Genomic DNA, 26149 nt, shown 5'->3' on the forward strand with positions numbered 1-26149 from the left:
AACCCTGTGGGAGCGAGCCTGCTCGCGATGAGGCCCGCACAAGCGCTACACATCTAGGTTTGTTTCCCGGAGAAACGCAATGACTGACACCGCAATGTCCCCCGCCGAATTCGAAGCGGCCCTGCGCGCCAAGGGTGCCTACTACCATATCTATCACCCGTATCACGTGGCGATGTATGAAGGCCGGGCGACGCGCGAGCAGATCCAGGGCTGGGTCGCCAACCGTTTCTATTATCAGGTGAACATCCCGCTCAAGGACGCCGCGATCCTGGCCAACTGCCCGGACCGCGAGATTCGTCGCGAGTGGATTCAGCGCCTGCTGGACCACGACGGCGCCCCCGGCGAAGAGGGTGGCATCGAAGCCTGGCTACGCCTCGGCCAAGCGGCCGGCCTCGACCCGGATCAACTGCGCTCTCAGGAACTGGTGCTGCCCGGCGTGCGTTTTGCCGTGGATGCCTACGTCAACTTCGCCCGCCGAGCCCGTTGGCAGGAAGCCGCCAGCAGTTCGCTGACCGAGCTGTTCGCGCCGCAGATCCATCAATCGCGTCTCGACAGTTGGCCGCAGCATTACCCGTGGATCGACCCGGCCGGTTACGAATATTTCCGTACGCGTCTGGGCCAGGCGCGCCGGGATGTAGAGCACGGTCTGGCGATCACTTTGCAGCACTACACTACGCGGGAAGGCCAGGAGCGCATGCTGGAAATTCTCCAGTTCAAACTGGACATTCTTTGGAGCATGCTCGATGCCATGAGCATGGCTTACGAACTGAACCGCCCGCCCTACCACAGCGTGACCGAACAGCGGGTCTGGCATAAAGGAATCATCGTATGAGTTTCGATCGCAGCAAAACCCCGACATGGCGCACCGGCTACCGTTTCCAGTACGAACCGGCGCAAAAAGGCCATGTGCTGCTCTACCCGGAAGGCATGATCAAACTCAACGACAGCGCCGCGCTGATTGGCGGCTTGATTGATGGCCAGCGGGACGTCGCGGCGATCATTGCCGAACTGGACGCGCAGTTCCCCGGCGTGCCTGAGCTCGGTGACGACATCGAGCAATTCATGGAGGTTGCCCGTGCTCAGCACTGGATCGAACTTGCCTGACTCCACGTCAATCAAGTTACCGCCCAAGCCTGAAATCGGCCTGCCACTGTGGTTGCTGGCCGAGCTGACGTATCGCTGCCCGTTGCAATGTCCGTACTGCTCCAATCCTCTGGATTTCGCCGAGCAAGGCAAAGAGTTGTCCACCGAGCAGTGGATCAAAGTCTTTCGCGAAGCCCGGGAGATGGGTGCGGCGCAGCTGGGTTTTTCCGGTGGTGAGCCGCTGGTGCGCCAAGACCTCGCCGAACTCATCGCTGAAGCGCGCAAGTTGGGCTTCTACACCAACCTGATCACCTCCGGTATCGGTCTCACCGAGCAGAAAATCAGCGACTTCAAGAAGGCCGGTCTGGACCACATCCAGATCAGTTTCCAGGCCAGCGACGAGCAAGTGAACAACCTGCTGGCCGGCTCAAAAAAAGCCTTCGCGCAGAAACTCGAAATGGCTCGCGCGGTGAAGGCTCACGGCTATCCGATGGTGCTGAACTTCGTCACCCATCGGCACAACATCGACAAGATCGACCGGATCATCGAGCTGTGCATTGCCCTTGAAGCGGACTTCGTCGAACTCGCGACATGCCAGTTCTACGGCTGGGCCCAGCTCAATCGGGTTGGCCTGTTGCCGACCAAAGAACAATTGGTGCGCGCCGAACGTATCACCAATGAATACCGCGCCAAACTGGAAGCCGAAGGGCATCCGTGCAAGCTGATTTTCGTGACGCCGGACTATTACGAAGAACGCCCGAAAGCCTGCATGAACGGTTGGGGCAGCATTTTTCTGACCGTCACGCCGGACGGAACCGCCCTGCCTTGTCACGGTGCCCGACAGATGCCGGTGCAGTTTCCCAACGTGCGCGACCACAGCATGCAGCACATCTGGTACGACTCGTTCGGTTTCAACCGCTTTCGCGGCTACGACTGGATGCCCGAGCCGTGCCGTTCCTGCGACGAGAAAGAAAAGGATTTCGGCGGCTGCCGCTGCCAGGCGTTCATGCTCACGGGTGACGCGAGCAACGCCGACCCGGTGTGCAGCAAGTCGGAACATCACGGCGTGATTCTCAAGGCCCGCGAAGAAGCCGAACACGCGACCCAGACCATCGAACAACTGGCCTTTCGCAATGAACGAAACTCACGCCTCATCGCCAAAAGCTGAACCCTTGAGCGCCGCCAGGGCTGTCGCGGCCGGCATCGACTTCGCCGAGTTACAGGTCGGGCAACATGGCCTGTTCTGGAACGAATACCGCCCCGAGGATGCCGCCTGCCGGATCTGGCGGTGGCGCGACGGCCAGGCTCGTTGCCTGACGCCGCCTACCTTCAGTGTGCGCAGCCGGGTGTATGAATATGGCGGCGGCGCGTTTTGTCTGACCGATGACGGGCTGGTTTTCGTCAACGAGGCCGATCAGCAGCTGTATCGGCAATCGCTGACGGGTGAGGCTCCTGAGGTGCTGACTTCAAATGAATGCCGCTACGGCGATTTGCACTTCGCCAACGGGCAGGTGCTGGCGGTGGAAGAGAACCGTGATCGACATCGCCTGGTGGCTATCAATCTGACTGACGGCCAACGTCATCTGCTGGCCGAAGGCGCCGATTTCTATGCTGCACCGACCGTGAGTCCTGACGGTCGACGTCTGGCCTGGATCGAGTGGAATCGCCCGGATCAGCCCTGGACCGCTACCCGCCTGATGGTTGCCGAACGCCAGAGCGATCTCACCTTTGCGCAACCGCGCTGTGTGGCGGGTGACGGCGCCCAGGAGTCACTGCAACAACCTCGATTCGATGACAGCAGCCGTTTGTTTTGTCTGACCGATCGCGGCGGTTTCTGGCAGCCGTGGGTGGAGTCCGGCAACGGCTTGAGCCCACTCCCAAGCGCTGCCGCCGACCATGGACCGGCGCCGTGGCAACTGGGTGGTTGCACCTGGTTGCCGTTGGACGAAGACACTTATCTGGCGAGTTGGACCGAGGGTGGTTTTGGTCGACTGGGGCTTTGTCATGGCGATGGTTCCCGTGACGATTTCACTGGCGACTACAGCCGTTTCCGCCATCTCGCACAGGATAAGCAGTTCATCTACTGCATCGCCGCTTCACCGGTCAGTTCATCGGCAATCATTGCCATCGACCGTGAAACACACCATGTCAACGATGTGGCCGGCGGTATTGCACCGCTGCCCGCCGAACAGATCAGCCGCCCGCAAACCCTGCGCTATCCGAGCGGCTCGGGCGAGGCCCATGGTTTCTTCTACCCGGCGATGACCAACGACACGAAACCACCGTTGGTGGTGTTCATTCACGGCGGCCCGACTTCAGCCTGCTACCCGATGTTCGACCCGCGAATCCAGTATTGGGCACAACGCGGCTTCGCCGTGGCCGACCTCAATTACCGAGGCAGCAGTGGCTATGGCCGGGCGTATCGCCAGGCGTTGCATCTGAGCTGGGGTGACGTGGATGTGGAAGATGCCTGTGCGGTGGTGGCCTACCTCGCCGAACGTGGACTGATCGACGGCGACAAAGCGTTTATCCGTGGAGGCAGCGCCGGTGGCTACACCACGTTGTGCGCACTGGCCTTTCACAAGGTCTTTCGTGCGGGCGCCAGCCTGTATGGCGTCAGCGATCCCGTTGCGCTAGGCCGTGCTACGCACAAGTTCGAAGGTGATTATCTGGATTGGTTGATCGGTGACCCGGAACAAGACGCCGAACGCTACGCCGCACGCACGCCATTGCTGCACGCGAACAACATCAGCGTTCCGGTGATTTTCTTTCAGGGTGAACTGGACGCCGTGGTGGTGCCGCAACAGACCCGCGACATGGTCACTGCGCTACAGGACAACGGCATTCTGGTCGAAGCGCATTACTACGCCGACGAGCGCCATGGCTTTCGCAAGGCCGGCAATCAGGCCCATGCGCTGGAGCAGGAGTGGTTGTTTTATCGGCGGGTGATGGAGTTGGCGGGCTGAAGTCTTCGCTCAATGCAGGTATTTGCTCGCGAATGCGATCTAATCGGCGCGGCCAGACTCAGCGCTTGGCGATGATATACACCGCATGCACGATCCCCGGAATGTAACCGCACAACGTCAGCAGAATGTTCAGCCAGAACGCCCCAGCGAAACCGACTTGCAGAAACACACCCAGTGGCGGCAACAGAATGGCGATGATGATGCGTATAAAATCCATGAGGTAGCTCCTGATTGATGTTGGCTCTATGGGCCATACAGTTTATCGACACTGCGGTGTTCTTCAGGGTTCAGTGTGAGTTCGGATTACAGCCCTTAGTCGCGGACTTTGCTGGAGGAAATAGAGATCTGGAGGATTACCTGAGCAGCCCGGCGATATTGGATGGGTTGAGCTGAATACTTTTTTGCGGACAAAAGAAAACCCCGCCGAAGCGGGGCTTTGCAGACTGTTTCCCTGACATCCATTTCACTCCGCCATCCTGGCAGAATCCTACGTGTCCGTGTTGTTGCTTTGCGCTTCCTGCGCGACGTCCATGTGAAGTAGATTAGCTCTGGATCCAATCTTCGCCTATGGGAAAACAGCAGCACGTTATGTAAGAGAATGCTTACATAACGTCAAAGGATCAGAATTGTCCTGCGTCCAGCAGGAACAGCGATTCGCTGCCTGCCTTTACCGACGCGCTCAATGAGTGAATACGCGGCAGTAGACGTGCGAAATAGAACCGCGCCGTGCCGAGTTTGCTCGCATAGAATTCGTCTTGCGCTTCTTTACCGAAGGCTGCCTTGGCCATCAGTGCCCACATGTAGGCGTAGGCCATGTAACCGAATGCTTGCAGATACTCCACCGACGCCGCGCCGATCTCGTTCGGGTTGTTTTTCGCACGGTCCAGCAACCACGCAGTCAGTTCGTCGAGGGTGTCCACCGCGTCATTCAGCGGCTGGGTGAATTCCGCCAGGTCAGCATTGGCTGTCCCGATGAAATGACGAATCTCATCAGCGAACAGATTGTAAAACGCCCCGCCGCTGCCGACGATTTTGCGTCCTACAAGGTCCAGCGCCTGAATACCGTTGGTGCCTTCGTAGATTTGCGTAATGCGAACATCGCGCACCAGTTGCTCCTGGCCCCACTCACGGATGTAGCCGTGACCGCCAAACACCTGCTGGCCGTGAACCGTGGTTTCCAGACCCAGGTCGGTCAAGAATGCCTTGGCCACCGGGGTCAGCAAGGCAACCAGGTCTTCTGCGCGCTTGCGGGTGGTGGCGTCTTCGCTGAATTTGGCGGTGTCCAGCTGCATCGCCACGTAAGTCGAGAAAGCACGGCCGCCTTCGTTCGCAGCTTTCATGGTCAGCAGCATGCGACGCACGTCCGGGTGGACGATGATCGGGTCAGCGACCTTATCTTTGTTTTGCGCACCGGTCGGCGAGCGGCTTTGCAAACGGTCGCGAGCGTATTCGATAGCGTTCTGGTACGAGCGCTCGCCAGTGGCCAGGCCCTGGATGCCGACGCCCAGACGCTCGTAGTTCATCATGGTGAACATCGCCGCCAGGCCTTTGTTCGGCTCGCCGACCAGGTAACCCACGGCTTCGTCGAAGTTCATCACGCAGGTCGCGGACGCCTGAATGCCCATCTTGTGTTCGATCGAACCACAATTCGCCGGGTTACGCGCGCCCAGGCTGCCATCGGCATTGACCATGAACTTCGGCACCAGGAACAGCGATATGCCCTTCGGCCCCGCCGGTGCGTCCGGCAGCTTGGCCAGTACCAGGTGAATGATGTTCTCGGTCAGGTCGTGTTCACCGCCGGTGATGAAGATTTTGGTGCCGCTGACTTTGTAGGAACCGTCGGCCTGAGGCTCGGCCTTGGTGCGGATAATCCCCAGGTCAGTACCGGCGTGCGGCTCGGTCAGGCACATGGAACCGGCCCATACACCGGCGTACATGTTCGGCAGGTACGCGGCTTTCAGCTCTTCGCTGGCGTGGGCGTTGATCGACAGGCAAGCGCCGGCGGTCAGCATCGGGTACAGACCGAACGACAGGCTCGCGGAGTTGACCATTTCTTCGACCTGCGCCGAAACCGCCTTGGGCATGCCCATGCCGCCATAGGTCGGATCGCCACCGACACCAACCCAACCGCCTTCAGCGTAAGTCTGATAAGCCTGTGGGAAACCGGCCGGGGTGGTGACGGCACCGTCGGCCCAGTGGCAACCTTCTTCGTCGGCCGCGCGGCTCAGGGGCGCGATACTTTTGCTGGTGACCTTGCCGGCTTCTTCCAGAATGGCTTCGACCGTTTCCGCATCGACAGCCTCGGCCAGCGCAGGCAATTCGGCCCAGAGTTTGGCGACCTCGAAAACTTCATTGAGGACGAAGCGCATATCGCGCAGGGGCGCTTTGTAGTCAGCCATGGCAAACCTCGCAAGATCTAAACAGGTGGTTCGTAGAATAGTGATTTCGTTGTGTCCGAGTGTACCTCAACAACTTTTACGACACATAGGGTCAGCCCATGACCGTTTTGTTATTTTTAGTCACCAGCCTTTCAGCTGAGATGGTTCTCGCCTGCCAGAACGCATTCGCGGGCAAGCCTCGCTCCTACAGATCATGTCGCACGCATTTCACGTGAACGACATAAAACCGTAGGAGCGAAGCTTGCCCGCTAAGCTTTTCAAATGTTCCTCAGAGCGCAAACAACTCCGCCGGCAGCTTCATCAGGCAATCGCTGCCCGCCTCGATGGCTGCCCGATGTGCGGCTGTACGTGGCAGTAAACGCTTGAAGTAAAACTCGCTGGTCGCCAGCTTGCCCTGGCAGTAATCCGCATTGCCGCCGCCCGCCTCCAACTGCGCCTGGGCCACCAACGCCATGCGTAGCCACAGGTAGCCGAGGATGATGTAGCCGCTGTACATCAGGTAATCCACCGAGGCAGCGCCGACTTCATCCGGATTTTTCATCGCCGCCATGCCGACCTTGGCGGTCAACTCGCCCCACTGCTGATTCAGACTGTTGAGCTGCGCCACATAGCTGCCGAGTTGCGGATGCTCAGCGTTTGCCGCGCAGAATTTGTGGACGATTTTGGTGAAGCCGCGCAGCAGTTTTCCCTGACTGCCAAGGACTTTGCGCCCAAGCAAGTCCAGCGCCTGAATGCCGTTGGTGCCTTCGTAGATCGGCGCGATCCGGCAGTCGCGAACCAACTGCTCCATGCCCCACTCACGAATGAAACCGTGGCCGCCAAACACCTGCATGCCGAGGTTGGTCACCTCCAGCCCGGTGTCGGTCATGAAAGCTTTGCAGATCGGCGTCAGGAATGCCAACAGGTCTTCGGCATCCTGACGCGCCGTTTCATCCAGGCTCAGATGAGCGACGTCCAGCAACTGCGCGGTGAAATAAGTCAGCGCTCGGTTGCCTTCATTGAAGGCCTTCATGGTCAGCAACATTCTGCGCACATCGGGATGAACGATGATCGGGTCGGCGACTTTTTCCGGTGCTTTCGGGCCGGTCAGCGAGCGCATTTGCAGGCGGTCGTTGGCGTATTTGATCGCGCCCTGGAAACTTGCTTCACCCAGACACAGACCTTGCATGCCGGTGCCGAGCCGCGCGTGGTTCATCATGGTGAACATGCAGTTCAGGCCCTTGTTCGGCTCACCGATCAAGAAACCCTTGGCGTCGTCGAAATTCAACACACAGGTGGCCGAGGCCTTGATGCCCATTTTGTGTTCGATCGAACCGCAGGAAACGCCATTGCGCTCGCCCGCCTCGCCCTCGGCATTGGGTAGGAATTTAGGAACGATAAACAGCGAAATGCCCTTGGTACCGGCAGGTGCGTCCGGCAGTTTGGCCAGCACAAGATGAATGATGTTGTCACTCATGTCGTGTTCGCCGGCGGAAATGAAAATCTTGCTGCCGGAGATCGCGTAACTGCCGTCAGCCTGAGGCACGGCGCGGGTCTTGATGATGCCCAGATCGGTGCCGCAATGGGCTTCGGTCAGGCACATGGTGCCGGTCCATTGGCCAGCGGTGAGCTTGCTCAGATAGGTTTGTTTCTGTTCTTCGGTGCCATGGGCGTGAATCGCCGACATCGCACCGTGAGTCAGGCCGGGGTACATGCCCCAGGAGGTATTGCTGGAACCGACCATTTCACTGATGACCAGCCCCAAAGAACTGGGTAAACCCTGGCCGCCGTAAGCCGGATCTGCCGCCAGACCATGCCAGCCGCCTTCCACGTACTGTGCGAAAGCCTGCTTGAAACCTGTAGGCGTTGTGACCAAGCCGTTGTCGAAATGGCAGCCTTCCTCGTCGCCACTTCGGTTCAGCGGTGCGAGAACGTTCTCACAGAATTTCGCGCCTTCTTCAAGGATCGCATTAATCATGTCCGGGCTGGCATCTGTGGCGCCCAGCGCGGCGTAGTTGCTGTGAAAATCGAAGACGTGGTCGATCAGAAAGCGCATATCGCGCAGGGGAGTTTTGTACTCAGGCATAGTCATTTCTCCGGCAGCAGATTGCTCAAACCTACTGCCGCGCACCACGCCTCACAATCACAGTCCAGACGCTGAATGCGCCATCATCACTCAACCCGCAGCGGCGTCCATGCGCACCGCCCCACGACGGTTCTGACCGAAAGCCATCACACAGTTTCGCCCCGCGCCTTTGGCGCTGTAGAGCGCCTGGTCAGCGGATTTGAGCACTTCTTCCGGCGTGCGCTGCTCCAACCGCTCGGCGACACCGATGCTGACGGTGACCGATACACTCGAGGCGCCTGAACCCGCGCGGCGCTGGCGTCCCTGCTGGTCATCCTGGGGACGACTGTCCTGATTGCGCAGCTGGATGTTGTAGGTGGCGATGGATTCGCGGATGACTTCCAGGTGCGGCATACACTCTTCGAGGGTTTTGCCTGCGAACACCAGAGCAAATTCTTCACCGCCGTAGCGATATGCCCTACCGCCCCCGCTGATTTTCGACAGCTTGCTGGCGACCAGGCGCAACACCTGATCGCCGACATCGTGGCCATGGGTGTCGTTGAATTTCTTGAAGTGATCGACGTCGCCCATGGCCAGCACGTAATTGCGCCCCAGCCGTTGCATGCGTTCGTTCAGGGCGCGGCGACCCGGCAGGCCGGTGAGCTCATCGCGGAACGCCATCTGATAGGCTTCATGGGCAACTGCAGCGGCAATCATCAACATCACCTGGCTGCACATGATGTTCAGGGTGAAAGGAAGGATGAAGGTCTTCGGCAACATCCAGAACAATCCCAACAGCCCCACCAGTTGCGCAGCGTGCAAAGGTCTTGGGTTGCGCCAGTATTGCCAGGCCAGCAACAGGAACGAGGCGATGAATACCGGGTAGGACAACTGGATCAGACTCATCCAGGCGCCATGCAGGGCTGGCCAGCGGATCTCCGAGAGCCACATCAACAGCGCCTGTGGGTAACTCTGTTCCAGCCCCAGCGCCACGCTGCCGAACGCCAGCAACACGGCGAAACGCGCCACCATGTCCTGAAACAGATGGGTACGCTCCTGCCAGGCGGCGAACAAGCCGAAGAGTAATGGCAGCAACAGACAGCACAGATGGAAGACCACGGCGGCATCGTCACGGACTTTACCGTTGTCGCGGTAGTAGTCGGTCTGAGTGTCGAGCAGAAAGTAGGCGATGTACACCGTGACCATCAGAAACAGTTCACGCTGACGTCGGTAAACTGCGCAATACGCCCCGCCGAGCAACAGCACCAGCGTAGGCAGCACGTTGAACAGCGAGGTGAAGAAGACGTTGAGATCCTTGACGTAGGCCGCGGCAAGCCCCGCCAGTAACAGGACCAGCGACGGCAGGAAATGGTTGATATGAACAGCAGAAGAACGCGGCAAGGGGTTGAGCTCCGGCCCGGGCAAATCAAGGATGGCATTGTGCCTTCACTTGGCGCAATTAGGCACACGCAATGTGATCTGCATCACACCACACCCTCTATAACGGCAGGAATTCGGTTTTTCTGAGCGATTTGCCAGGTATTTCAGAAAAAAAGTGGCTGATAGCCATTAGATCGATCAACCATGGCTTTTGACAGACTTTGGATCGCCGGAGCAGGAAAGCCTTCAGAGCCTGGCGTTTGGCAATACCATGCCTCATGCAACATGCGCGCCACTTACAACTGTCATTTCTGACAGTATCGGTCGTTGTTTTAACGGCGTTTAATTCCCTGCACCACTCACCGGAGCCCGACCACCACTTTCGGGATAGGAGAGTGTCGTCCGAACCTGACAGGAGTGACACGTATGGAAGAGCCAATTATCGGGGCAGTCAGCACCACTTCACTTGCTCTGATTCGTGATGCGATACCCAGGCTGCTACCGCTGAGCGTGGCGGAAGCCATACCCAATTCCGGTAACTTGATTCCCCTGACGGCGGCGGCACGTGACCTGCGTATTGTCATCCCGGCATTGCCACAGCCCGGTCCCGCCGGGTCGCGCCCCATTATCCGGATATACGCAGAGTTACCGTCTCCGGGTGAGTATGAAATCCTTGCCCACCATCAAATGGCGGCGTATCCCACCGGGAATTTCGAGGTGCTTGTACCGCGCCGTAAGGTCGGCAGTGAAGGCGAGTATCGGCTCACGTACGTTCTGGATGACGGCGACAATCGACTGAGCGCCACCGCCAGCACCCGGTTGCTGATTAAGAAGACTGCACCTTTTGGTTACCTGTCCATCACACCACCGCGCCCACTGCCGCCGGAGAATCTGGCGACGCCACTGATTACCGATGAATACCTGGCCAACAATGACCCTGTCTTGTTTCGGATTCCTGAACATGCAGAGATCAACAACCAGACAGCGTTGCGCGGAGTGTTCTACTACGGACACACCGACGTCCACATGCAGGTGCCGTATACCCCACCGATTACCCTGCCTGACTTGCCGGCTGATCGCCTTATTCCCGTGTCGGCGGCCACTATTCGCAACCGTGGCAACGGCACGCAGCAACTGACCTACCGCCTCATTGACCAGGCGGGTAACCGTGCGCGGGACTCGCAGATACTTGAGATCAAGGTAGCCGTGCGAATCACCCCTACGAACATCGCCATACCCCGGGTGCCTCTGGCGATTGCGCCCGACAACACAGTGACTCTGGGGGATATCAACCAAAGTGAGCCGGCCGGGATGGAGGTGTGGCTGGACAGTGTTGACGGTTTGCAGATCGGCGACTCCATCACGGTGCTCGTCGGTGCGCTGGCGGCATTGGTTGTTGTGTATGCAGGGCAGTCGTTGCCGATGCGGTTGGTGGTACCTGCGGCACGCGTGCAAGCCGCTGTTCCGGGAGCCACCACCAATGATACGCCGGCCTCCGTCAGGTTCAGGATCATCAGTGGCGGGCGAAACTTCGACGGGCTGGACGCCAGGAATCTGATCTTCAATCTGTCGACCTTCATGCAGTTGCTGCCGCCAGTGGTGAGAAACCTGAACGACGGCAATCTCACCTGCAACTCCCCACAACCCGGCAACCTGCCCTATTCCAACCGTTTCATTGAGGTGTATATCCCTCCCTCGGTGCTCTTGCGGGCCAATGCGACCGTTACTGTGAACTGTGCACTCAGTCGACAGGACGATGGCTCGACGCTGATCAATCCGCCAGTCACCGTCTCCACCTTGCTGTCAGCCGACGCTCCGACGCAGGGTCAGACCTTGAACGTGCCGTATCCATTGACCATGGGGCAGATTGGCAGAGGGGTAATGTACGTCTTCTATACGACGCTCAATGCGCAGGGGCACGCGATTCGGTCAGCCCCGGTGGCCGTACCGGTCAGGGGTGTTTTGCCGGGGAACTTCTATTGCGACGGCACGCCTTTTATCCCGACGCCTTAATGGATACTGCAGCGTTGCGCGTCTGGCGCGCACAAAAAAGCCGCTGCTCCCGAGGAAGCAGCGGCTTTATGAAGCGACAGCGTGAGGCTTAGTAACCCAGCGCGAAGTCTTCTTCTTTCATCTCCATCAGGTTGTTGGCGCCCGACAGCATGGTTACAACGTGAGTGCGAGTACGCGGCAGAATGCGCTGGAAGTAGAAGCGCGCAGTCTGCAGCTTGGCGGTGTAGAACGCCTCTTCGGTAGTGCCGGCAGCCAGTTTCTCGGCAGCCAGACGCGCCATGTCAGCCCAGAAGTAGGCAAGGCAGGCGTAACCGGAGTACATCAGGTAGTCCACCGACGCGGCGCCAACTTCTTCGCGGTCTTTCATGGCGGCCATACCGACCTTCATGGTCAGCTCGCCCCACTCTTTGTTCAGCGCAGCCAATGGCTCGACGAACTCTTTGACCGCGTCGTTGCCTTCGTTGGTCTGGCAGAACTTGTGGACGATCTTGGTGAAGCCTTTGAGCGCTTCGCCTTGAGTCATCAGCACTTTACGGCCCAGCAGGTCGAGTGCCTGGATACCGGTGGTGCCTTCGTACAGCATCGAAATGCGGCTGTCGCGAACGTTCTGCTCCATGCCCCACTCGGCGATGAAGCCGTGGCCGCCGTAGATTTGTACGCCGTGGTTAGCGGATTCGAAACCGACTTCGGTCATGAAGGCTTTGGCGATCGGCGTCATGAAGGCCAGCAGTGCGTCGGCTTTCTTCTTCTCTTCTTCATCGACGCCGTACTTGACGATGTCGACTTGCTTGGCGGTGAAGTAAACCATCGCACGGTTGCCTTCGGCGAACGCCTTCATGGTCAACAGCATGCGACGTACGTCAGGGTGAACGATGATCGGGTCAGCGGCTTTGTCCGGCGCTTTCGGGCCAGTCAGGGAGCGCATTTGCAGACGATCGCGAGCGTATTTCAGGCCGCCCTGGAAACCGATTTCGGCGTGAGCCAGACCTTGCAGCGCGGTACCCAGACGTGCGGTGTTCATGAAGGTGAACATGCAGTTCAGGCCTTTGTTCGCCGGGCCGATCAGGTAACCGGTGGCCGCGTCGAAGTTCATCACGCAAGTGGCGTTACCGTGGATGCCCATCTTGTGTTCCAGGGAACCGCAGGTCACAGCGTTGCGTGCGCCAATCGAGCCGTCTGCGTTGGGCAGGAACTTCGGAACGATGAACAGGGAAATGCCTTTGGTGCCGGCCGGTGCATCCGGCAGACGTGCCAGAACGATGTGGACGATGTTGTCGGCCATGTCGTGTTCGCCGGCCGAGATGAAGATCTTGGTGCCAGACACTTTGTAGGAACCGTCGGCCTGTGGCTCGGCTTTGGTGCGCAGCATGCCCAGGTCGGTGCCACAGTGCGGTTCGGTCAGGCACATGGTGCCGGTCCATTCGCCGGAAACCAGTTTGGTCAGGTAAGCCTCTTGTTGCTCAGGCGTACCGTGTTCGGAAATGGTGTTCATCGCGCCATGGGACAGGCCTGGGTACATACCCCACGACCAGTTGGCTTCGCCAACCATTTCGCTGACAGCCAGCCCCAGAGACTCTGGCAGGCCTTGGCCGCCGTGCTCTACGTCGTGAGCCAGGCTTGGCCAGCCACCTTCGACGAATTGCTTGTAGGCTTCTTTGAAACCGGTCGGGGTTTTAACGCCGGACTCGCTCCAGGTGCAGCCTTCGGTGTCACCCACGCGGTTCAGCGGAGCCAGCACCTGCTCACAAAACTTGGCGCCTTCTTCGAGAATGGCGTCAACCATGTCTGGAGTTGCGTCTGCACAAGCCGGGAGGCTCTGATAGTGCGCTTCGTAGCCGAGCAGTTCGTCACGAACGAAGCGAATATCACGCAAGGGGGCCTTGTAGTCAGGCATAGCGATAAACCTCTGCTGATGTAACCGGGAATGAACGACCGCGTTGATTTGTTGTGGCGGTCAAACAGTTGTTTGAAACATACGTTTACGCCCAATTCTTGTCAAGCGCCGATCTTTTGCCGTTCGTCATCGCACCATGAAAACCTCGGCCACACAGTTGCGCAACGCCGTTGACTGAGCAACACGCCATGTAGGAGAGATTAGTTGAGGCAGAAGGACTTACGCAGAAAAACGCCGCGAACAGGCGCGGCGTTGGAGTAGCGGATTCAGCGAGGGCTCAGGCAAATGTATCGATCAGCGTACCGAGCATTTCATCGGATGCCTTGGCGACTTTGACGCCCAGTTCCACCTGGAACTTGCCTTGGGACATCTCGACCATATTGCTGGCCAAGTCCGATTGCTGGCTGCGGTCTACCGAACGCAGGCGATCAACCTGAACCTCGGAGGATTGACTGGTGACCGAACGCTCGATGGTGTTGTTGGCGATCTGACCCGACGCCTGATCGACACGGTTCTGCCCGGTCTGAATAGTGCTCAGACCGGCATAAAAAGCGGTGTTTCCTGAGATTTCCATGGGGGAACTCGTCCGACAAAGGATCAACAGCGGCCATTGAACCAGACACGCCGACAAAAGGCCCGACAAAAACACTAATGGCACAGTGCCTTGTCATAGCTAAAACCCAAGCCAACAAATTCAGTCCAGCAGGTCCAGTTGCAAATGCGCGGCCACCGCGTCGGCTGTCACCGCCTTGAGTTTTGGCACTCGCCCCAGGCATGGCGCGGGGATGCGCTCGGCCAATGTCGCGAGGTTCTCTTCCAGGCGCGACGTCTTCGGATCGATGATGTTGGCCACCCACCCTGCCAACTGCAAACCATCCCGGGCGATCGCCTCGGCTGTCAGCAGCGCATGATTGATGCAACCCAGCCGTACGCCGACCACCAGGATCACCGGCAGACCCAGCGCCATCGCCAGGTCCGACAGATTGTCCTGATCCGCCAACGGCACTCGCCAGCCGCCAGCACCTTCGATCAACGTGAAGTCCGCCTGCATATCGAGAATCTGCCGCATCGGTGTTAGCAGCGATTGCACGGTCAATGCCACGCCAGCCTCTCGCGCCGCCAGATGCGGTGCAATCGCCGGTTCGAACGCGACCGGATTGACCTGATCGTAGGTCAACGGTATCGAGCACTCGGCCAACAGGGCCAGCGCATCGGCGTTGCGCAACCCCTTGGGCGTCAGGTCGCAGCCGGAGGCCACCGGTTTGCCCGCTGCCGTACTCAAGCCCGCCAACCGCGCGGCATGCAGCAAACCTGCGGCGACGGTGGTCTTGCCGACATCGGTGTCAGTACCGGTGATGAAATAGGCTGCACTCATAAGGGTTTCTCCAACACGGCGTAAACCACTTGATAAGTCGCCGGCAGTCCCTGTGCCTGACGATACTGCTCGTAAGCCTCGATCAGGCCGAGGATCCGCGCCCTGCCGGTCAAACCGCCCGGCCGACCGGGGTTCAGGTTATGCGCCCCAAGCGCCTTCAGCTCATGGGTCAGGCTGCGGACATCGGGGTAATGCAACACATGCGGCTGCGTTTCGAGGCTGACGACCTTCAAGCCGCTGCCCGCGCAAAGCTGTTGATAAACACCGAACTCGCGGAAGCGGTTGACGTGCACCATGCCATCCACCTGACGCCAGCTGTCGCGCAATTCGTACAGCGTGCCTACACACAGACTAGCAAACGCGAAAACACCGCCCGGTTTCAGTACCCGATACGCCTCATTGAGCACCGAGGCGAAATCCGCGCACCATTGCACCGCCAGGCTGGAGAAGACCAGATCGCAGGTCGAGTCCTGCAACGGTAAGCGCTCGGCATCGCCCGCGATGAAATGGGTCGCGCCGCCCAAGGGACGGGCGTGATTGAGCATGCCTTCTGCGATGTCCAGCGCCACGCCAGCGCTCACGGGAAACTTCTGCGCCAAGGCTCGGCTGAAATACCCGGTGCCGCAGCCCATATCCAGCCAACGAGCAGGAACAAAATCTTCCGGTAACCGACGTAATAACTCGCTGCCCACATCGCGCTGCAATTCAGCCACGCTGTCGTAGCTCGCCGCCGCACGGGAAAAGGACGCCGCCACCTGGCGTTTGTCGGGCAAGCCGCCGGGCAGGTTGGGAAGGGATAAATCAGTCATCACCGAACTCATGCAAAAAGGCCTGAATCGCCCCCGCCACACCGTGGGGGTCTTCCAGAAGAAACGCGTGACTGGCCTGTTCAATCAGACCGATTTCGACATCCGGCAGCAGCGTCAGCAAGTCCCCCGCTGCTTCGGCCGGGACCAGCCCGTCGAGGCCGGCGAACAAGTGCAATTGCGGACCGCGAAACGCTTGCAACGCTTGCCGGGTATCCAGCTGGGCAAGCAACTCCAGGCCGCTCATCAGCACCGGCGAAGACGTATGCGGTGCGCCAGCGAGCAACAGCCGCGATATCCCGCGCGGGTCTTCGGCACCTTGGGCGCACAGCAGCGAAAAGCGTTTCAACGTCATGCGCGAGTCAGCCTTGCAGCCGGCCAGAAACGCATCGAAGGTTTCACCGGGCATCGCGCTTAACCATTGTTCATGGGCGACAAAAGAAGGGTTACTCGCCAGGGTCACCAGGCCGCAGCAGCGGTCACCGCGTCGTGCCGCCAATTCGGACGCCAGCATGCCACCCAATGACCAGCCACCGAGCCAGGCATCCTGTGGCAGCGTCGAGTCCAACTCATCGAGCCATTCTTCAAGGTCGCTCGATTCCAGTTCCGGCAACGGCTCGATCTCGACACGCAGGTGTTCGTCCAAACCCTGTAAGGCAGCCGCCAAAGGTTCCAGCGGCGAAATCCCGAGACCCCAACCGGGCAGCAGAATCAGACGATCACGCATGGCTTGGCTCCGGTCCCAGTTGTTGAAAACAATCGGCCAGTCCATTTAACAATAGCTGTACCTGCGCCTCGCTGTGAGCGGCGGTCAGGGTTACGCGCAAACGTGCGCTGCCCGCGGGCACAGTCGGTGGACGAATCGCAGTCACCATCAGCCCGCGTTCGCGCAACATCTGCGACAGTCGAACTGCGCGCCCGGCATCGCCAATCATGATCGGCTGGATCGGCGTGAAGCTTTCCATCAACTCCAGGCCAATCTGTTCAGCGCCATGACGGAACTGGCGAATCAGCGTCTGCAGATGTTCACGTCGCCAGTGTTCGCCGCGCAACAGCTCCAGGCTTTTCAGCGTTGCGCAGGCCAGCGCCGGCGGTTGGCTGGTGGTGTAGATGTAAGGCCGAGCGAACTGGATCAGGCTTTCGATCAGCTCTTCACTGCCAGCCACAAATGCACCGGCCGTACCGAAAGCCTTGCCAAGGGTGCCGACCAACACCGGCACATCTTCCTGACTCAGACCGAAATGCTCGACGACCCCGCCGCCATTCGCGCCCAGCGGACCAAAACCGTGCGCGTCATCGACCATCAGCCACGCGCCTTTGGCCTTGGCTTCCCGCGCCAGCGTCGGCAGATCGGCGACGTCACCATCCATGCTGAACACGCCGTCGGTGACCACCAGCGTATTGCCGGTGGCCTTCTCCAGGCGCTTGGTCAGACTGGCCGCATCGTTATGCAGATAGCGATTGAAACGCGCACCGGACAACAACCCCGCGTCCAGCAACGACGCGTGATTGAGCCGGTCTTCCAGCACCGTATCGCCCTGCCCGATCAATGCGGTGACCGCGCCGAGGTTGGCCATGTAACCGGTGGTGAATAGCAAGGCTCGCGGGCGGCCGGTGAACTCGGCGAGGGCTTCTTCCAGTGCGTGATGCGGGCCGCTGTGACCAATCACCAGATGCGAAGCACCACCGCCCACGCCCCAACGCGACGCGCCAGCGCGCCAGGCTTCGATCACTTGCGGATGATTGGCCAGGCCCAGGTAATCGTTGTTACAGAACGCCAGCAACGGCTGACCATCGACCACCACTTCCGGGCCTTGGGGGCTTTCGAGCAATGGACGCTGGCGATAAAGATTTTCGGCACGACGGGCAGCAAGGCGTGCGGCGAGATCGAAAGACATGCAGGCCTCGAAGGTCATTTGACAATCTGATGCAGGAACAATGGACTTGGCTGCAAACCGAGCAGCAGCCATCGCGGGCAAGCCACGCTCCCACAGGTTCTACGCAGTTCCTTGTGGGAGCGAGCCTGCTCGCGATGAGGCCATGACATCCAACATCTGTGTTGAATATCTAATTGCTATCGCGAGCAGGCTCACTCCCACAGGGTTTTGCATTCCTTCAGAGAAATCGGTGAAGGTTTCAGACAGCCGCGTTATAGAACTGCTCGCTGCTCTTCTGCTCCACCAGCGCTTGTTCGATGGCGGCCTGATGCACTTCGTCGGCGTGCTCTTCGCGGGCTTCCGGCAGGATCCCCAGACGCGAGAACAGTTGCATGTCCTTGTCCGCCTGCGGGTTGGCGGTGGTCAGCAGTTTTTCGCCGTAGAAAATCGAGTTGGCGCCGGCAAAGAACGCCAGGGCTTGCATCTGTTCGTTCATCGCTTCACGGCCGGCGGACAGGCGCACGTGGGATTTTGGCATCAGGATCCGTGCGACAGCGAGCATGCGGATGAAGTCGAACGGGTCGACGTCGTCAGCATTTTCCAGCGGCGTACCGGCGACCTTCACCAGCATGTTGATCGGCACCGACTCTGGATGCTCAGGCAGGTTGGCCAGCTGGATCAGCAGATTGGCGCGGTCGTCGAGAGATTCGCCCATGCCGAGAATGCCGCCGGAGCAGATCTTCATCCCCGAATCACGCACGTAAGCCAGGGTTTGCAGGCGCTCGCTGTACGTACGGGTGGTGATGATGCTGCCGTAGAACTCCGGCGAGGTGTCGAGGTTGTGGTTGTAGTAATCCAGGCCGGCTTCGGCCAGGGCGACGGTCTGGTCCTGATCGAGACGACCCAGGGTCATGCAGGTTTCCAGGCCCATGGCTTTCACGCCTTTGACCATTTCCAACACGTACGGCATGTCTTTGGCCGACGGGTGTTTCCACGCCGCGCCCATGCAGAAACGGGTCGAACCGATGGCCTTGGCACGAGCGGCCTCTTCGAGGACCTTCTGCACTTCCATCAGTTTTTCTTTTTCCAGGCCGGTGTTGTAGTGACCGGACTGCGGACAATATTTGCAATCTTCCGGGCAAGCACCGGTCTTGATCGACAGCAGCGTCGAAACCTGGACACGGTTAGCGTCGAAATGCGCGCGGTGCACCGTCTGCGCCTGGAACAGCAGGTCGTTGAATGGCTGAACGAAGAGAGCTTTGACTTCGGCCAAAGACCAGTCATGACGCAGGGTTGCAGTGGTGCTGGCGCTCATGGGCGTTTCCTTGTTTATGCTTGGCAAGCGGCTGGGGAATGGAATACCCACAGACGCGACACGGATGTTCGGCATATTTAAGGAAGAGCGATGCGCTGTCAACCACGATACGAAGGACCGGTTTACATCTGGTTAAAAAACAAACAAATCTGTTTACTCTGCGCAGAAGCCGCGGACGACATCACCCCAATCTGCATGGCCTGCGAAACCGAGTTGCCCTGGCTGGGCGAGCACTGCCAAACCTGCGCCCTGCCCCTGCCTTCCACGGGCCTGACCTGCGGCCAATGCTTGAAACAACCGCCGGCCTTCGAGCGAGTCGCCGCGCCCTGGACTTACAGTTTTCCGATCGACAGTTTGATCACCCGCTTCAAGCACAGCGCGAAGTGGCCGTTTGGCCGCCTGCTCGCCGAACTTCTCGCTCAGTTTCTGCAACATCGCTTCGATGAAGATCTGGATCGGCCCGATGTGCTGATACCCGTACCGCTGGCCGCCAAACGTCTGCGCCAGCGGGGTTTCAACCAGGCGGCAATGCTCGCCCGCTGGCTCAGCGTCAGCCTCGACATTCCTTGCGATGAAACGCTGTTGCTGAGGATTCAGGACACCAGCGCGCAACAAGAGCTGAATGCCGACGCCCGTAAAAAGAACCTGCGGAACGCCTTTGCCCTGGCGCCCGCGGCCTCAATCAAGGGTTGCCATTTCGCATTGGTCGACGATGTGCTGACTACCGGCGCCACCGCCCAGGCCCTGGCTCGCCTGTTGATGGACGCGGGCGCCGCGCGGGTCGATGTCTACTGCCTGGCCCGTACCCCAAAACCTGGCGACGGTACCTGACTCAACGGTATTCAGTGTGGGAGCGAGCCTGCTCGCGATAGCGGTCTGACAGTCAGCTGCAACGTTGAATGTTAAGCCGTCATCGCGAGCAGGCTCGCTCCCACAAGGATAGGGTCTGACTTGACTCCCAGGCTTTCAGCCGCCAACGTCCTGCCCATCATCACAGCCCAAAGCGTCTCGCCATGTCCTTGCCTACGTTGTTGTCCCAGCACATTGCCCGTCGCCCGCAGCGCATCGCGTTGCTGCAACACATCGCCGAACAAGGCTCGATCACCCGCGCCGCGAAAAGCGCCGGCCTGAGTTACAAGGCGGCGTGGGACGCCATCGACGAGCTGAACAACCTCGCGCAGAAACCGCTGGTGGAGCGTAGCGTCGGCGGCAAGGGCGGTGGCGGCGCCAAACTGTCCAGCGAAGGTGAGCGCGTGTTGCGCCTGTATCAAAAGCTGCAAGCCTTGCAGACTCAGGTGCTGGAAGCCGCCGAAGAAGCCAGTGACCTGGACCTGCTCGGTCGCCTGATGCTCAGAACCAGCGCGCGCAACCAACTGCACGGCAAGGTCGTGGCGATCGATGCACAAGGACGCAACGACCGCATCCGTCTTGAACTGGCCGAAGGTTTGCGGATCGATGCGCAGATCACCCACGACAGCACTCTGCGCCTGGAACTGCAGACCGGCACCGAAGTAGTGGCGCTGATCAAGGCCGGTTGGCTGGAACTGCTGGGCATCGATCAAACCGCAACGCCCGGCAACAATTGCCTGAAGGGCATGATCGAAGAAATCCTCGACGCCGACGACGGCCCGAGCGAAGTGCGCATCGGCCTGCCCAACAGCCAGACACTCTGCGCCCTGGCCGAGCCGCTGCACCTGAAGACCCTCGAACTCACCGCCGGAAAACCGGTGCTGGTGCAATTCGCGCCATCCAACATTCTGCTGGGCACTCCGCTGTAGGAGCTGCCGAAGGCTGCGATCTTTTGATCCTGAATTTAAGATCAAAAGATCGCAGCCTTTGGCAGCTCCTACGAAGATCAAAGCATCGGCTGCAACAAAAGCTTCATCGACCACCATTAAGGTGGCTGCAAAAACCCGCAGGGAGCCTGATGTGAGCTTATTAGAAGACAACCAACCCACCGACCTCGAAAAAATGGTCGGCCTCAGCCGTCGTGGCTTCATCAGCGCGGGCGCCCTCTGCGGTGCGGCGATGTTTCTCGGTGGCAACCTGCTGAGTCGCAGCGTGCTGGCCGCCAGCGTCAGCGCCGGTTCCAGCAAACTGTTGGGTTTCGACAGCATCGCCGCCGCCACGACCGATACCATCACCCTGCCGCCGGGCTACAAATCTTCGGTGTTGATCAGCTGGGGCCAGCCATTGCAAAAAAATGGCCCGGCGTTCGACCCGAGCGGCAACGGCACGGCCCAGGCGCAGGAAGTCCAGTTCGGCGACAACAACGACGGCATGAGCCTGTTCGAATTCCCCGGTGAAAAAGACCGGGCGCTGATGGCGATCAACAACGAATACACCAACTACCGCTACCTCTACCCCCACGGCGGTATGCCGCAATCGGCGGAAGATGTGCGCAAGGCCCTGGCCTGCGAAGGTGTGTCGGTCATCGAAGTGCAGCGCAAGAACGGCCAGTGGCAGTTCGTCCAGGGCTCGCGCTACAACCGGCGCATTCACGGCAACGCGCCGATCAGCCTGAGCGGTCCGGCGGCAGGTCACGAGCTGATGAAAACCAGCGCCGACAAACACGGCAAGGACGTCCTCGGCACCTTCCAGAACTGCGCCAACGGCAAGACGCCGTGGGGCACTTATCTGACCTGCGAAGAGAACTTCACCGACTGCTTCGGCAGTAGCAATGCCGAGCAGAAGTTCGATGCCGCGCAGAAACGCTACGGCGCGGTGGCGGCCAGTAAAGAAATCAACTGGCATCAACACGATCCGCGCTTCGACCTGGCGAAAAACCCCAACGAACTCAATCGTCATGGCTGGGTGGTGGAAATCGACCCGTTCGATCCTCAGTCGACGCCGGTCAAACGCACCGCGCTGGGCCGCTTCAAACATGAAAACGCCGCACTGGCCGAAACCAATGACGGTCGCGCCGTGGTGTACATGGGCGACGATGAGCGCGGCGAGTTCATCTACAAATTTGTCAGCCGCGACAAGATCAACCATAAAAACCCCAAGACCAACCGCGACCTGCTGGACCACGGCACTTTGTACGTGGCGCGCTTCGATGCGGGCGACGGCAATGCCGATCACCCGAAAGGCCAGGGCGAGTGGATCGAACTGACTCACGGCAAAAACGGCATCGACGCCAGCAGCGGTTTCGCCGATCAGGCCGAAGTGTTGATTCACGCCCGCCTCGCGGCCAGCGTGGTGAAAGCTACGCGCATGGACCGCCCGGAATGGATCGTCGTCAGCCCCAAGGATGGCCAGGTCTATTGCACGCTGACCAACAACGCCAAGCGTGGCGAGGACGGGCAACCGGTGGGCGGGCCGAACCCGCGCGAGAAGAACGTCTACGGGCAGATTTTGCGCTGGCGCACTGACCGTGACGATCACGGCTCGAAAAGCTTTACCTGGGACCTGTTTGTCGTCGCCGGCAACCCGGGCGTCCACGCCGGCACGCCGAAGGCCGGCTCGTCCAACATCACCCCGCAGAACATGTTCAACAGCCCGGACGGGCTGGGCTTCGACATGGCCGGTCGCCTGTGGATCCTCACGGATGGCGACTCGAGCAACGCAGGCGATTTCGCGGGCATGGGCAATAACCAGATGCTCTGTGCCGACCCGGTGACCGGCGAGATCCGCCGCTTCATGGTCGGCCCGGTGGGCTGCGAGGTGACGGGGATCAGCTTCTCGCCGGATCAGAAAACCTTGTTTGTCGGGATTCAGCATCCGGGGGAAAACGGTGGATCGACGTTCCCTGAGCATCTGCCCAACGGCAAGCCGCGGTCTTCGGTGATGGCGATTTCCCGCGAGGATGGCGGGGTCGTCGGCGCCTGATAAGCGCCCCCTCATGATCGTTCCCACGCTCTGCGTGGGAATGCAGCAAGGGACGCTCTGCGTCCCAAAATCGGACGCGGAGCGTCCGGCGAGGCGTTCCCACGCAGAGCGTGGGAACGATCCCATAGGAACGATCCCCCTAAAGAAGCCCCGTCTGCGCTACCATGTTTGGCCCGACGCGGCAGCCTGCTGCGCGCAGGAGTCAGCATGGCCCACCCGTTTGCAACGCTCACCCCAGACCTCGTGCTCGATGCCGTCGAAAGCATCGGCTTTCTCAGCGACGCCCGCATTCTGGCGCTCAACAGCTACGAGAACCGTGTCTATCAGGTCGGCATCGAAGACTCCGAACCGCTGATCGCCAAGTTTTACCGCCCGCAGCGCTGGACCAACGAAGCGATTCTCGAAGAGCACCAATTCACCTTTGAACTCGCCGAATGCGACGTACCGGTGGTCGCGCCGATGATTCACAACGGTGCCAGCCTGCACGAACACAACGGTTTCCGCTTCACCCTGTTCCCCCGCCGTGGCGGCCGTGCGCCGGAACCGGGCAATCTCGATCAACTGTATCGCCTGGGGCAACTGCTGGGTCGGCTGCACGCGGTCGGTTCAACCAAACCGTTCGAACACCGTGAAGCGCTGGGAGTAAAGAACTTCGGTCAGGACTCGCTGACGACCCTGCTCGAAGGCAATTTCGTACCCAAAAGCTTGCTGCCGGCCTACGAGTCCGTTGCCCGCGACCTGCTCAAGCGGGTCGAAGAGGTCTACAAGGCCACGCCGCACCAGAACATCCGCATGCACGGCGATTGCCACCCCGGCAACATGATGTGCCGCGACGAGATGTTCCACATCGTCGACCTTGACGACTGCCGCATGGGCCCGGCGGTGCAGGATATCTGGATGATGTTGGCGGGTGATCGTCAGGAATGTCTGGGGCAGTTGTCGGAATTGATGGACGGCTACAACGAATTCCACGACTTCGACCCGCGGGAACTGGCGCTGATCGAACCGCTGCGCGCCTTGCGCCTGATGCACTATAGCGCCTGGCTCGCCCGTCGCTGGGATGACCCGGCCTTCCCTCGCAGCTTTCCGTGGTTCGGCACCGAGCGCTATTGGGGCGATCAAGTGCTGGCGCTGCGTGAACAATTGGCTGCGCTCAATGAAGAGCCACTGAAGCTCTTTTAAATTCAAGATCAAAAAATCGCAGCCTTCGGCAGCTCCTACAGGGGTACGCAATTCCTCCGTAGGAACAGCCGAAGGCTGCGATCTTTTGCTTTCAGACACGACACATCTATACAACCTCCTTACAATCCCCTCTTTGTTAGCTGCCTAAGCAAGGATTCTCATGCAAGCCGCCAACCCGCGTCGCGGGTACATCCTGGGCCTGAGTGCCTACATCATCTGGGGCCTGTTCCCGATCTACTTCAAAGCCATCGCCAACGTGCCCGCCGTGGAGATCATCATCCACCGAGTGCTGTGGTCCGCGCTGTTTGGTGCTTTGCTGCTGCTTGTCTGGAAGCATCCCGGCTGGTGGCGCGAGCTGCGTGAGAACCCGCGACGGCTGGCAATCCTGGCCCTGAGCGGCACGTTGATCGCCGCCAACTGGCTGACCTATGTCTGGTCGGTGAACAACGGACGAATGCTCGAAGCCAGCCTCGGTTACTACATCAACCCGCTGGTGAACGTGCTGCTGGGGATGCTGATCCTCGGCGAACGACTGCGGCGCATGCAATGGCTGGCGGTTGGCCTGGCGGCGATCGGTGTTGCGCAGCAAGTGTGGCAAGTCGGCAGCCTGCCGTGGGTGTCGCTGGTGCTGGCATTGACCTTCGGCTTCTACGGACTGATCCGCAAGCAGGCCCCGGTCAAGGCGCTGCCGGGGCTGGTGGTGGAAACCTGGATGCTGGTGCCGATTGCTGTCGCCTGGCTGCTGTTCAATCCGACGGCGAGCAGCGCGCAAGCCGAATTCTGGACCACCTCTGAAGCCTGGTGGCTGGTGGCTGCAGGTCCGGTGACGCTGGTGCCGCTGGTGTGTTTCAACGCCGCCGCCCGGCATTTGCCCTACACCACCCTCGGATTTCTCCAGTACCTGGCGCCGACGCTGGTGTTGTTGCAAGCCGTTCTGCTGTTTGGCGAACACTTGTCGTCCAGCACGCTGGTGGCGTTCATCTTTATTTGGGCCGGTCTGGCGGTTTACAGCGTCGATGCGTGGATAAGTCTGCGCCGCCGCAGCTGATCAGAAAACGTACAAATCTCTACAGGCCACGTATCCCGTGGCCTGCATCAATCCTTCCCAAGGTTATCCACAGTGTGATCCCCGGCGTTTGTGCGCAAGTCACTGAAACTGCTGGTTTTTTGATCAGATCCTGAAGAGCACCGGCCGACGTGGCCTGGCGAGGTGTCTCTACAGGTTATCCACAGGCAGGTGCACGTATAACTTGGATAACCTTTTCAGGGTTCGCTGCGCAGCACCAATTCGACCATCAGATCGTCCGCCAGGGTTTCCAGGCGCGATTGCAGCACCTCCAGCGACAAGGTCAGTGGCACCGCAAGAATCGCCTCGGCATGGAACAGCGGCTCGCTGCTCATCGGCGCCGGGCGTACTTCGGTCACCAGACTTTCCAGGTTCACGCCCTGTTCGCTCAGCAGACGCGTAATGTCTCGCACGATGCCCGGACGATCATTGCCCACCAGTTCCATGGCAATCGGCTTCCAGGTGCAGGATTGTTCGATGCCGCTTTCGGCGATCATCACGCGAATCCCCTGGGCCGACAGTCCCTGTAGGGCGTCTACCAGTTCATCGTAAGCCTCGGCCGGTACCCCCACCCGAAGGATCCCGGCGAACTGCCCGGCCATCCGCGACATGCGGCTCTCCAGCCAGTTGCCACCATGCTCGGCAATGCATTGGGCAATGCGCTCGACCTGCCCGGGCTTGTCCAGAGCGAATACCGTGAGTACGAGGTGGTTCATGGCGCAGCCCTCTTGTCATGACTTTTGTTATAGAAAAACAAGTATAGGCAAGGGGCTGGTTGTGGCGAGGGGGCTTGCCCCCGTTCGGCTGCGCAGCAGTCGCCAAATTGCCAAAATGCGGACTGTTCGGAGAGATGCAGAGGGCCGCTTCGCGCCCCAGCGGGAGCAAGCTCCCTCGCCACAAAGAGCAGTGCCCCATAGC

General features: G+C 59.7%; 22 protein-coding genes. 10 read left to right on the forward strand and 12 right to left on the reverse strand.

What is annotated here, in order from left to right:
* The first annotated feature begins 79 nt into the window (after positions 1 to 79).
* From pqqC to ACZ89R_RS15255, 4 genes are read left to right on the forward strand one after another with little or no spacing between them, the layout of a single operon-like run.
* Complete coding sequence (pqqC, locus tag ACZ89R_RS15240; RefSeq protein ID WP_429545361.1) at positions 80 to 832, forward strand: pyrroloquinoline-quinone synthase PqqC; 753 nt, start codon at positions 80 to 82, stop codon at positions 830 to 832.
* Positions 829 to 1104 (forward strand): pyrroloquinoline quinone biosynthesis peptide chaperone PqqD, encoded by a 276-nt coding sequence (gene pqqD, locus ACZ89R_RS15245; protein ID WP_429545360.1) that lies wholly within the window; start codon positions 829 to 831, stop codon positions 1102 to 1104. The genes pqqC and pqqD overlap by 4 nt, the downstream gene beginning before the upstream one ends.
* Positions 1105 to 1114: 10 nt before the next feature.
* Complete coding sequence (gene pqqE / locus ACZ89R_RS15250) at positions 1115 to 2251, forward strand: pyrroloquinoline quinone biosynthesis protein PqqE (protein WP_429547854.1); 1137 nt, start codon at positions 1115 to 1117, stop codon at positions 2249 to 2251.
* On the forward strand, positions 2217 to 4049 hold the full coding sequence (locus ACZ89R_RS15255; protein ID WP_476241471.1) for a S9 family peptidase: 1833 nt from the start codon (positions 2217 to 2219) through the stop codon (positions 4047 to 4049). The genes pqqE and ACZ89R_RS15255 overlap by 35 nt, the downstream gene beginning before the upstream one ends.
* A gap of 58 nt (positions 4050 to 4107) precedes the next feature.
* Here the strand turns inward: ACZ89R_RS15255 and ACZ89R_RS15260 are convergent, their stop codons facing one another.
* The 4 genes from ACZ89R_RS15260 to ACZ89R_RS15275 form a co-directional block, all read right to left on the reverse strand.
* Complete coding sequence (locus ACZ89R_RS15260; protein WP_007904205.1) at positions 4108 to 4266, reverse strand: YqaE/Pmp3 family membrane protein; 159 nt, start codon at positions 4264 to 4266, stop codon at positions 4108 to 4110.
* A 403-nt stretch (positions 4267 to 4669) separates the two neighbouring features.
* Positions 4670 to 6448 carry an acyl-CoA dehydrogenase C-terminal domain-containing protein gene (locus ACZ89R_RS15265; protein WP_429545359.1) on the reverse strand — a complete coding sequence of 593 codons (1779 nt, stop codon included), beginning with the start codon at positions 6446 to 6448 and terminating at the stop codon, positions 4670 to 4672.
* Positions 6449 to 6716: 268 nt separating this feature from the next.
* Entirely contained in the window at positions 6717 to 8513 is a 1797-nt protein-coding gene (locus ACZ89R_RS15270; protein WP_429545358.1) for an acyl-CoA dehydrogenase C-terminal domain-containing protein, read from the reverse strand.
* A gap of 90 nt (positions 8514 to 8603) precedes the next feature.
* Complete coding sequence (locus ACZ89R_RS15275; protein WP_429545357.1) at positions 8604 to 9893, reverse strand: GGDEF domain-containing protein; 1290 nt, start codon at positions 9891 to 9893, stop codon at positions 8604 to 8606.
* 405 nt (positions 9894 to 10298) lie between these two features.
* On the opposite strand from ACZ89R_RS15275, the gene ACZ89R_RS15280 reads away from it, so the two are divergent.
* Positions 10299 to 11885, forward strand: a complete 1587-nt coding sequence (locus tag ACZ89R_RS15280; RefSeq protein ID WP_429545356.1) for a hypothetical protein — start codon at positions 10299 to 10301, stop codon at positions 11883 to 11885.
* 88 nt (positions 11886 to 11973) lie between these two features.
* On the opposite strand, the gene ACZ89R_RS15285 is transcribed toward ACZ89R_RS15280, so the two are convergent.
* The 7 genes from ACZ89R_RS15285 to bioB all read right to left on the reverse strand — a co-directional run bounded on the left by ACZ89R_RS15285 (position 11974) and on the right by bioB (position 19152).
* On the reverse strand, positions 11974 to 13779 hold the full coding sequence (locus tag ACZ89R_RS15285; RefSeq protein ID WP_008076391.1) for a phenylacyl-CoA dehydrogenase: 1806 nt from the start codon (positions 13777 to 13779) through the stop codon (positions 11974 to 11976).
* A gap of 277 nt (positions 13780 to 14056) precedes the next feature.
* A complete protein-coding gene (locus ACZ89R_RS15290) occupies positions 14057 to 14353 on the reverse strand; it encodes a hypothetical protein (protein WP_008076394.1) in 297 nt (98 codons plus the stop codon).
* Between the two features lie 120 nt (positions 14354 to 14473).
* Complete coding sequence (gene bioD / locus ACZ89R_RS15295; protein ID WP_429545355.1) at positions 14474 to 15154, reverse strand: dethiobiotin synthase; 681 nt, start codon at positions 15152 to 15154, stop codon at positions 14474 to 14476.
* On the reverse strand, positions 15151 to 15963 hold the full coding sequence (bioC, locus tag ACZ89R_RS15300; RefSeq protein WP_429545354.1) for a malonyl-ACP O-methyltransferase BioC: 813 nt from the start codon (positions 15961 to 15963) through the stop codon (positions 15151 to 15153). The genes bioD and bioC overlap by 4 nt, the downstream gene beginning before the upstream one ends.
* Positions 15956 to 16687: an alpha/beta fold hydrolase gene (locus ACZ89R_RS15305; protein WP_192344816.1), complete on the reverse strand. Its 732-nt coding sequence runs from the start codon at positions 16685 to 16687 to the stop codon at positions 15956 to 15958. The genes bioC and ACZ89R_RS15305 overlap by 8 nt, the downstream gene beginning before the upstream one ends.
* On the reverse strand, positions 16680 to 17858 hold the full coding sequence (bioF, locus tag ACZ89R_RS15310; RefSeq protein WP_429545353.1) for an 8-amino-7-oxononanoate synthase: 1179 nt from the start codon (positions 17856 to 17858) through the stop codon (positions 16680 to 16682). The genes ACZ89R_RS15305 and bioF overlap by 8 nt, the downstream gene beginning before the upstream one ends.
* A gap of 238 nt (positions 17859 to 18096) precedes the next feature.
* The gene (bioB, locus tag ACZ89R_RS15315; protein WP_008008198.1) at positions 18097 to 19152 is read right to left on the reverse strand and encodes a biotin synthase BioB; all 1056 of its coding nucleotides are present in this window, start codon (positions 19150 to 19152) and stop codon (positions 18097 to 18099) included.
* Positions 19153 to 19242: 90 nt separating this feature from the next.
* Here bioB and ACZ89R_RS15320 point away from each other — a divergent pair, with 90 nt between their 5' ends.
* The 5 genes from ACZ89R_RS15320 to rarD all read left to right on the forward strand — a co-directional run bounded on the left by ACZ89R_RS15320 (position 19243) and on the right by rarD (position 25213).
* On the forward strand, positions 19243 to 19983 hold the full coding sequence (locus tag ACZ89R_RS15320; protein WP_429545352.1) for a ComF family protein: 741 nt from the start codon (positions 19243 to 19245) through the stop codon (positions 19981 to 19983).
* A 182-nt stretch (positions 19984 to 20165) separates the two neighbouring features.
* Positions 20166 to 20930: a TOBE domain-containing protein gene (locus tag ACZ89R_RS15325; protein WP_429545351.1), complete on the forward strand. Its 765-nt coding sequence runs from the start codon at positions 20166 to 20168 to the stop codon at positions 20928 to 20930.
* 151 nt (positions 20931 to 21081) lie between these two features.
* The gene (locus ACZ89R_RS15330) at positions 21082 to 22983 is read left to right on the forward strand and encodes a PhoX family protein (protein ID WP_429545350.1); all 1902 of its coding nucleotides are present in this window, start codon (positions 21082 to 21084) and stop codon (positions 22981 to 22983) included.
* A gap of 207 nt (positions 22984 to 23190) precedes the next feature.
* A complete protein-coding gene (locus ACZ89R_RS15335) occupies positions 23191 to 24165 on the forward strand; it encodes a serine/threonine protein kinase (protein ID WP_192344821.1) in 975 nt (324 codons plus the stop codon).
* Between the two features lie 160 nt (positions 24166 to 24325).
* Complete coding sequence (rarD, locus tag ACZ89R_RS15340) at positions 24326 to 25213, forward strand: EamA family transporter RarD (RefSeq protein ID WP_429545349.1); 888 nt, start codon at positions 24326 to 24328, stop codon at positions 25211 to 25213.
* 215 nt (positions 25214 to 25428) lie between these two features.
* Here the strand turns inward: rarD and ACZ89R_RS15345 are convergent, their stop codons facing one another.
* Positions 25429 to 25947: a glycine cleavage system transcriptional repressor gene (locus tag ACZ89R_RS15345; protein WP_123497323.1), complete on the reverse strand. Its 519-nt coding sequence runs from the start codon at positions 25945 to 25947 to the stop codon at positions 25429 to 25431.
* Between the last annotated feature and the right edge of the window lie 202 nt (positions 25948 to 26149).

Source organism: Pseudomonas sp. TE3728 (assembly GCF_056279145.1).

Excerpts from the sequence above, each read along its gene's own strand:
- pqqC (WP_429545361.1), top strand. The coding sequence starts at position 80 with ATGACTGACACCGCAATGTCCCCCGCCGAATTCGAAGCGGCCCTGCGC.
- pqqD (WP_429545360.1), top strand. The coding sequence starts at position 829 with ATGAGTTTCGATCGCAGCAAAACCCCGACATGGCGCACCGGCTACCGT.
- ACZ89R_RS15255 (WP_476241471.1), top strand. The coding sequence starts at position 2,217 with ATGAACGAAACTCACGCCTCATCGCCAAAAGCTGAACCCTTGAGCGCC.
- ACZ89R_RS15260 (WP_007904205.1), bottom strand. The coding sequence starts at position 4,266 with ATGGATTTTATACGCATCATCATCGCCATTCTGTTGCCGCCACTGGGT.
- ACZ89R_RS15265 (WP_429545359.1), bottom strand. The coding sequence starts at position 6,448 with ATGGCTGACTACAAAGCGCCCCTGCGCGATATGCGCTTCGTCCTCAAT.
- ACZ89R_RS15270 (WP_429545358.1), bottom strand. The coding sequence starts at position 8,513 with ATGCCTGAGTACAAAACTCCCCTGCGCGATATGCGCTTTCTGATCGAC.
- ACZ89R_RS15280 (WP_429545356.1), top strand. The coding sequence starts at position 10,299 with ATGGAAGAGCCAATTATCGGGGCAGTCAGCACCACTTCACTTGCTCTG.
- ACZ89R_RS15285 (WP_008076391.1), bottom strand. The coding sequence starts at position 13,779 with ATGCCTGACTACAAGGCCCCCTTGCGTGATATTCGCTTCGTTCGTGAC.
- ACZ89R_RS15290 (WP_008076394.1), bottom strand. The coding sequence starts at position 14,353 with ATGGAAATCTCAGGAAACACCGCTTTTTATGCCGGTCTGAGCACTATT.
- bioD (WP_429545355.1), bottom strand. The coding sequence starts at position 15,154 with ATGAGTGCAGCCTATTTCATCACCGGTACTGACACCGATGTCGGCAAG.
- bioC (WP_429545354.1), bottom strand. The coding sequence starts at position 15,963 with ATGACTGATTTATCCCTTCCCAACCTGCCCGGCGGCTTGCCCGACAAA.
- ACZ89R_RS15305 (WP_192344816.1), bottom strand. The coding sequence starts at position 16,687 with ATGCGTGATCGTCTGATTCTGCTGCCCGGTTGGGGTCTCGGGATTTCG.
- bioF (WP_429545353.1), bottom strand. The coding sequence starts at position 17,858 with ATGTCTTTCGATCTCGCCGCACGCCTTGCTGCCCGTCGTGCCGAAAAT.
- bioB (WP_008008198.1), bottom strand. The coding sequence starts at position 19,152 with ATGAGCGCCAGCACCACTGCAACCCTGCGTCATGACTGGTCTTTGGCC.
- ACZ89R_RS15320 (WP_429545352.1), top strand. The coding sequence starts at position 19,243 with ATGCGCTGTCAACCACGATACGAAGGACCGGTTTACATCTGGTTAAAA.
- ACZ89R_RS15325 (WP_429545351.1), top strand. The coding sequence starts at position 20,166 with ATGTCCTTGCCTACGTTGTTGTCCCAGCACATTGCCCGTCGCCCGCAG.
- ACZ89R_RS15335 (WP_192344821.1), top strand. The coding sequence starts at position 23,191 with ATGGCCCACCCGTTTGCAACGCTCACCCCAGACCTCGTGCTCGATGCC.
- rarD (WP_429545349.1), top strand. The coding sequence starts at position 24,326 with ATGCAAGCCGCCAACCCGCGTCGCGGGTACATCCTGGGCCTGAGTGCC.
- ACZ89R_RS15345 (WP_123497323.1), bottom strand. The coding sequence starts at position 25,947 with ATGAACCACCTCGTACTCACGGTATTCGCTCTGGACAAGCCCGGGCAG.